This window comes from Caballeronia sp., assembly GCF_049581465.1.
Taxonomy (GTDB): Bacteria; Pseudomonadota; Gammaproteobacteria; order Burkholderiales; family Burkholderiaceae; genus Caballeronia.
Genome location: NZ_JBAUSA010000751.1, coordinates 1 through 6911 on the forward strand (window position 1 = coordinate 1; position 6911 = coordinate 6911).

Below are 6911 nucleotides of genomic sequence, written 5' to 3' on the forward strand. Positions count from 1 at the left end.
GCCTACGCCTATCCGTTGCTGATCAAGCAACTCTTGCACACGCCGTTCGTTCAGGCGCAGGAAGAGGAGATCGTCTACCGGGACCAGTTCCGGATGACCTACGCTACGTTGCGCGAGCGTATCGCACGCCTCGCCAACGGCTTGAGCCAACTTGGCGTGCAGCACGGCAGCACCGTCGGGGTGATGGATTGGGACAGCCACCGCTACCTCGAATGCTATTTCGCCGTGCCGATGATGGGCGCTGTCTTGCAGACCGTGAACGTGCGTCTGTCCCCGGCGGAAATCGCCTACACGATCAATCACGCCGGCGCTGAAGTCCTGCTGGTTCACACCGATTTCCTGCCGGTCGTCGAATCGATCAAGGACAAACTGGAAACAGTGCGTAAGTTCATCTGGATCGATGAGCCAGGTAGCGAAGCTTGCGAACACACCATTCCCTTCTCGATTGAATACGAGGCCATGCTGTCGGCGAACAGCACGAGCTACGCGTTTCCGGACTTTGACGAGAACACGCGTGCAACGACGTTCTACACCACCGGCACGACAGGCCTTCCCAAGGGCGTTTACTTTACGCACCGGCAACTGGTCCTGCATACCATCACCCTGATGGGGGCACTGGCGAGCCCTGTCTCGGGACAGCGTTTCCATCGTGGCGACGTGTACATGCCGCTCACCCCGATGTTCCACGTCCACGCATGGGGCATGCCGTATATCGCCACGCTTCTGGGCGTTAAGCAGGTCTATCCCGGGCGTTATTTACCGGACCGGCTCACACGTCTCGTGCGCGAGGAGGGCGTCACGTTCTCGCATTGTGTCGGCACGATCCTGCACATGCTGCTCGCGTGTGAGGAGGGGAAGAAGACGGACATGAGCAAGTGGAAGATCATCATCGGCGGTAGCGCGTTGCCGCAAGGCCTTGCCCAAGCGGCGCTGGACCGGGGCATCGACGTGTTCGTCGGTTACGGGATGTCGGAAACCTGCCCCGTGCTCAGTCTTGCGCAACTTCCGCCCGGGGCTGAAAAGCTCGATCCCGACGAACAGCTTCGCCTGCGCTGCAAGACCGGCCGCCCTGTTCCTCTCGTTGACTTGCGTGTCGTCGACGACAACATGGATGAGCTCGCCCACGACGGTCAAGCCACCGGTGAGATCGTCGCGCGCGCACCGTGGCTCACGCAGGGCTATCTGAACAATCCTGAGGCCTCCGAGCAGCTTTGGGCCGGCGGCTATCTCCATACGCAGGACATTGCCAGTATCGATCCGACGGGCAACATACAAATCACCGACCGTCTCAAGGACGTGATCAAGTCCGGCGGCGAGTGGGTTTCATCGATCGAGATTGAAAACTTGATCTCCAAATACGAAGGCGTTTCCGAAGTGGCCGTCATCGGCATCAAGGATGACAAGTGGGGTGAGCGGCCGGTGGCGCTGGTCGTGCTCGTCGAGGGGGCGGCAGTCACTGAGAACGACATCAAGCAGCACGTACTGTCGTTCAGCACATCCGGAAAAATATCGAAATACGCGGTGCCGCAGGTCGTGAAGTTCGTCGATGCGCTGGGAAAGACGAGTGTCGGCAAGATCAACAAGAAGTGGCTGCGCGAGCAGTTCGTCTGACCTGGCCCAAGGAGCAAACACGATGAGCATCAAGGCATACAGCGTGGCCACGATTGACGATTTCGTTGGCCGCGAACTGGGCGTATCGGACTGGATTGTGGTCGATCAGGCGCGTATCAATGCGTTCGCCGAGTGTACGGGCGACAAGCAATGGATTCACGTGAACGAGGAGCGCGCAAAACGCGAGAGTCCATTCGGCGGCACGATCGCACACGGCTATCTGACGCTTTCCCTACTGGCGTCGCTCGCGATGGAGATCGGAGTCATTCCTGAAGACGCATCGGCTGGGCTGAACTACGGGCTGGACAAGGTGCGCTTCATGACACCGGTGAAAGCGGGAGCGCGGGTCAGAAATCGCGTGACGCTGGTTTCGGTGGAAAAGAAGGGCGGCGGCCGGATCATTGTCAAGACGACGAACGAACTGCAGATCGAGGGCGAGGAGAAACCAGCACTCATCGCCGAAACCTTGGCGATGCTGGTTTCTTAAGGGCCAAGCACCTATGTTGGCTAAGCGGATAGAGATGTTTGAGGAGCAGCAAGATGGCGGCAAATAACGAAGGCTCGGCACGAAGCGAGCAGGTGAACGACCTCGCGGCGTCTGCCGCGGAAGGTATGCTCGGACCGAATCCGTTCGTGGGGCTGCGCCCGCGCGACATTCTGGCAACCGCGCAGCAGATTGGCGCCCAGGCGTTTCGGCAACCCACCTTGCTCATGGAGCAAGAGGCGGCGCTGGCTCGTGATCTGATGGCGGTGCTTGGCGGCAGTGCGGACGCTACGCCGCCTCAGGGCGACAAGCGCTTCACCGACCCTGCGTGGCAGAGCAATTCGCTTTATCGCATGACGCTGCAAGGTTACGTGGCGTGGCGCAACGCGCTGACAGGTTTTGTCGAGCGCTCCCCGCTCGACCAGAAGAGCAAGGACCGCGCACAGTTCGTGCTGTCGCTCGTAACGGATGCCCTCTCGCCGACGAACACGCTGTTCGGAAACCCCGCTGCACTCAAGAAAGTCATCGATTCGGGCGGCGCCAGCCTGCTTGGCGGTATCAGGAATCTCGCAACCGATATGATGCAGAATCAGGGGATGCCCGCGCAAGTCGACAGGACGGCGTTCAAGGTGGGCGAGAATCTCGGCACGTCGCCGGGCGCGGTGGTCTTTTCCAGCGAGGTGCTAGAGCTGATCCAGTACACGCCGGCGACCGAGCATGTGTACGCCCGCCCGCAGCTGATCGTGCCACCCCAGATCAACAAGTTCTACGTCTTCGACCTGTCCGAAGGCAAGAGCATTGTCGACTATCTGGTGAAGAGCGAGTTCCAGGTGTTCGTGGTGAGCTGGCGTAATCCCACCGCTGCGCAGAGTCACTGGGACCTCGATACCTATGTTGCCGCGCTCCTCGAAGCGATCGCGGCAGTGCGCGATATTACCGGCAGCGACGACGTCAACCTGCACGGCGCGTGCTCGGGTGCGATGACGATTGCGGCGCTCCTCGGCCACCTCGCAAGCCGGGGTGACAAGAGCGTCAACGCCGCCACGCTGATGGTCGCCGTGCTGGACAATACGACTGACTCGCAGCTCGGACTATTTGCAACGCCGGAAGCCATCGCGGCCGCGAAGCAGAACAGTACAGCTAAGGGTGTGCTCGCCGGCGAAGAAATGGGCCGCGTGTTCGCGTGGATGAGACCCAACGATCTCGTCTGGAACTACTGGGTCAATAACTATCTGCTCGGCAAAGCGCCGCCCGCTTTCGACATCCTCTATTGGAACAACGACGCGACGCGGCTGCCCGCAGCTATGCATGGGCAACTGCTCGATATCTTCACGGGCAATCTGTTCAGCAAGCCTCGCGCGCTGACGGTCCTGGGTACGCCGATCGACCTGTCCGAAGTGACGTGCGATAAATACGTGGTCGCCGGGATGACCGATCACATCACGCCGTGGAAGGGCGTGTACAACACGGCGCGCACGTTCGGCGGCAAGACACGCTTCGTGCTGAGTTCGAGCGGCCACATCCAGAGCCTGATCAACCCGCCGGGCAATCCGAAGTCGAAGTTCTTCCTCAATCCCGATCTGGCCGCCACTGCGGACGCATGGCTCGCCAATGCCCAGACCGAAAAGGACACGTGGTGGACCGACTGGCGCACCTGGCTCGTTGACCATTCCGGTGAGCGGAAGCCCGCACCGGCGAAGCTCGGCAACAAGCGGCACCCCGCGGGTGTGAAGGCGCCGGGCATGTATGTCGTAGAAGCATGATGCAGACTCGCCGAATGCACGGTGACTTACATTTTCTTAACGCAGTTTAATTGGAGTACTGATGATGGATTCAACCAACCCGAACAGCATTTTCGCCGAGTACAAAAAGGTCATTGGACAGTTCAAGCTGCCCGGTATCGACATCGGCGCGATCCTCGAGTCGCGTCGCAAGGACGTCGAGGCGATCGCGGAAGCCAACACGACCGCGCTTGCCGGCGTGCAGTCGCTAGCCCAGAAGCAGTCGGAGATCCTCCACACGACGCTGACCGAATTGCAGTCGCTCGTCAGCCGCGTTTCCAAGTCGGAAGCCCAGCCCGCCGCCAACACGGGCGAAGTGGTCCAGCAGGCACTGCAAAAGGCGCTGGTGGACATGCAGGAACTCGCGGACACTGCATACAGGGCGCAGGCGGACAGCGTCGCCGTGGTCACGAAGCGTGTCGCCGAGCACGTGGAGGAATTGAAAACGCTCCTTCAGCCGAAGAAGTAAGTAGTAAGTAACGCGAGCAGCCCTTTCGGCACAACCCATCAGGCATGCCGACGCCTCGAACGATTGTCCTTCCAGAAAACATAGATGCACACGAGCCCCGAGTCTGCTTGCAGCATGAAAATCCAGACGATTGATCTGGACGGTCAGACACTGCGTGTCGGAACATGGCGCGGCAGTGACGCTTCGCCGCCGCTTCTTATCTTCAACGGCATCGGCGCCAACCTCGAACTGGTGGGGCCGTTCGTCACGGCGCTCGAAGACGTGAGTGTCATCATCTTCGACATTCCCGGCGTCGGCGGCTCGCCTGCGCCGGTCGTGCCGTATCGCTTTTCAACCTTGTCCGTGTTGGCGGACAAACTGCTGACACGGTTGGGCTTTGACGGGGCCGTCGATGTGTTGGGCGTTTCCTGGGGCGGCGCGCTGGCGCAGCAGTTTGCGCGTCTGTATCCAGGGCGCTGTCGCAGGCTGGTTCTCGCGGCAACCTCTCCCGGCGTCATCATGGTGCCGGGCAAACTGTCGGTGTTGTCAAAGCTGATCGGGCCGCGCCGCTACACCGATCCCGCCTACCTGCAAGAGGTTGGGGCGGACATCTACGGGGGCGCTTACCGGCGCGATCCGTCGCTCCTGAAGGCGCATAGCCAGCACATTCAGCCGCCGCGCGGGCGGGGCTATGTGTATCAACTGCTGGCTGCGACAGGCTGGAGCAGCCTGCTGTGGCTCGGGTCGTTGCGCCAGAAAACACTCGTCATGCACGGCAACGACGACCCGATTGTGCCGCTGACCAACGCGAAAATTCTCGCCGCCCGTATCCCCGATTCGACGCTCTACGTGATCGATGACGGCCATCTGTTTCTCATCTCGCGCGCGAGAGAAGTCGCGCCGGTCGTGCGCAAATTTCTCCGGCAGGAGGCGAGTTGAGTTTTTCGGCTGACGGTGGCGATGGTCCATGGCCAGCCACTAGAAATGTAAGTGAAGACCCCAAGGCAAGAGGCCTGCAGCGCATGCGGCGAACGGCGACGTGCCTGCTCGCCTTCATGATTGTGCTGCTGCTCGCGTGCGTCGCCTGGCAGCCTGAGAATTCATGGCTTGCGTGGCCGCGCGCGTTTGCGGAGGCCGCAACGGTCGGCGCGATCGCGGACTGGTACGCCGTCGTCGCGCTGTTTCGTCATCCTATGGGTCTGCGGATCCCGCATACGGCGATCATTGCGCAAAACCAGCCGCGCATTGCAGAAAGCCTCGGCAACTTCGTCGAGGAAAATTTCCTGACACCAGAGCTCATCGTCGGCAGGGTGAGCGGCTACGATGCCGCCCAGGCGCTTGGCCAGTGGCTGGCGCACCCGGCGAATAGCCGCGGGTTCGCAGACACTGTTGCGCACGCCGTTGCAGAATTACTTGAGGGCATTGACGAAGCAGACCTCCAGTGGCTTTTCGACCGTCTGGTGATACCGCAGTTGCGTAGGCTTGATGTATCCCGAGTGGCCGGCGACGTCCTTAAAATACTGACTGAAGGCGAGCGGCATCAGCCGTGGCTGGTTCACGGACTCGAAGTGCTGGAGAAGTGGCTGACGGCGAACGTCGACATGATCAAGGCCAAATTCAGCGAGGCGTCGAGGTACACACCCGCGCCGCTTGACGCCTATATCGTCAGGAAATTTATCGAAGGGATTATTTCGCTCCTCCATGAGGTGGGGGCGAGTCCGGACCACGAGCTTCGCCGTCAGGTCGATGAGGGCTTGCAGGCGCTGATTGTGCGATTGCAGACTTCAGCAGTGCATCGCCGTTTCGGCAAGTCGTTAATGCGCGACTGCATCCGTTACTTCAGGAATGCAGATTACTATGGCGTGCTGCTTGCGCGCTTGCGCACGCATGTGATCGCCGATCTCGGTCACGAGCAGTCGGCCGTGCGCGACGCATTGACGAGCATGCTGGCGTCGCTCGGCAAGCGGATCAGCCGTGAGCCTGCGATTCGACACAAGCTGAACGCATGGTGGCTCGCGCTGGCGCGCGAACTCGTCGTGCGCTACGGGCGCCAGTTCTCCGCGCTGATCACCGAGGTCGTGAAAGGTTGGAATGCAAATGAAGTAAGCCAGAAGATCGAAGCGGAAATCGGCCGTGACCTGCAGTTTATCCGGATCAATGGCACCTTCGTGGGTGGCATGGTCGGCGTGCTGCTTCACGCCGCCACACTCCTTGTCATCCGCTGACACCTGCGCTAGCCGGCTGCAACCAGTCCGAGTGCCTGCGCGCGCGCGACGGCATGCGCGCGCTTGTCGACATCCAGTTTCACGAAGATGTTCTTCACATGAGTCTTGACCGTTTCGGGCGCAATCCCCAAGGTGCGCGCGATCTCCTTGTTCGACTGCCCTTGGGCAATCAACTCGACGATGCCGCGCTCCCGTGCGCTCAACGGCTCGCGCTCCGGGTCGCGCCTGGGGCCGCCGGCGGGCTCGTACAGCGCTCGCCAACCATCCAGCAGGCGATCGATGTAAGCGACGGTCTCCTTCGTCTGCGCGGTGGAACGCGTGTTGTCGCGAACCGCATGTAGGAGCGGCCCGATTTCCGGCCC

General features: G+C 60.9%; 7 protein-coding genes. 6 read left to right on the forward strand and 1 reads right to left on the reverse strand.

Going from position 1 to position 6911, the window contains the following annotated elements; translation table 11 throughout:
* The 6 genes from WCA53_RS18595 to WCA53_RS18620 all read left to right on the forward strand — a co-directional run.
* Positions 1 to 1611: fatty acid--CoA ligase (locus WCA53_RS18595; protein ID WP_423913816.1), on the forward strand; the 1611-nt coding region annotated here is incomplete at its 5' end.
* A gap of 22 nt (positions 1612 to 1633) precedes the next feature.
* Positions 1634 to 2098: a MaoC family dehydratase gene (locus tag WCA53_RS18600; protein WP_423913821.1), complete on the forward strand. Its 465-nt coding sequence runs from the start codon at positions 1634 to 1636 to the stop codon at positions 2096 to 2098.
* Positions 2099 to 2151: 53 nt separating this feature from the next.
* Positions 2152 to 3858, forward strand: a complete 1707-nt coding sequence (locus WCA53_RS18605) for an alpha/beta fold hydrolase (RefSeq protein ID WP_423913825.1) — start codon at positions 2152 to 2154, stop codon at positions 3856 to 3858.
* 64 nt (positions 3859 to 3922) lie between these two features.
* Complete coding sequence (locus tag WCA53_RS18610; RefSeq protein ID WP_423913836.1) at positions 3923 to 4345, forward strand: phasin family protein; 423 nt, start codon at positions 3923 to 3925, stop codon at positions 4343 to 4345.
* Positions 4346 to 4429: 84 nt separating this feature from the next.
* Positions 4430 to 5263, forward strand: a complete 834-nt coding sequence (gene phaZ / locus WCA53_RS18615; RefSeq protein WP_423913828.1) for a poly(3-hydroxyalkanoate) depolymerase — start codon at positions 4430 to 4432, stop codon at positions 5261 to 5263.
* A gap of 83 nt (positions 5264 to 5346) precedes the next feature.
* Positions 5347 to 6549: a DUF445 domain-containing protein gene (locus WCA53_RS18620; RefSeq protein ID WP_423913831.1), complete on the forward strand. Its 1203-nt coding sequence runs from the start codon at positions 5347 to 5349 to the stop codon at positions 6547 to 6549.
* 8 nt (positions 6550 to 6557) lie between these two features.
* Here the strand turns inward: WCA53_RS18620 and WCA53_RS18625 are convergent.
* The coding region (locus tag WCA53_RS18625) for a helix-turn-helix domain-containing protein (protein ID WP_423913833.1) at positions 6558 to 6911 on the reverse strand (354 nt) is incomplete at its 5' end.

Bases quoted from the DNA above. Each gene is read 5' to 3' on its own strand.
- WCA53_RS18600 (WP_423913821.1), top strand. From the start codon at position 1,634: ATGAGCATCAAGGCATACAGCGTGGCCACGATTGACGATTTCGTTGGC.
- WCA53_RS18605 (WP_423913825.1), top strand. From the start codon at position 2,152: ATGGCGGCAAATAACGAAGGCTCGGCACGAAGCGAGCAGGTGAACGAC.
- WCA53_RS18610 (WP_423913836.1), top strand. From the start codon at position 3,923: ATGGATTCAACCAACCCGAACAGCATTTTCGCCGAGTACAAAAAGGTC.
- phaZ (WP_423913828.1), top strand. From the start codon at position 4,430: ATGCACACGAGCCCCGAGTCTGCTTGCAGCATGAAAATCCAGACGATT.
- WCA53_RS18620 (WP_423913831.1), top strand. From the start codon at position 5,347: ATGCGGCGAACGGCGACGTGCCTGCTCGCCTTCATGATTGTGCTGCTG.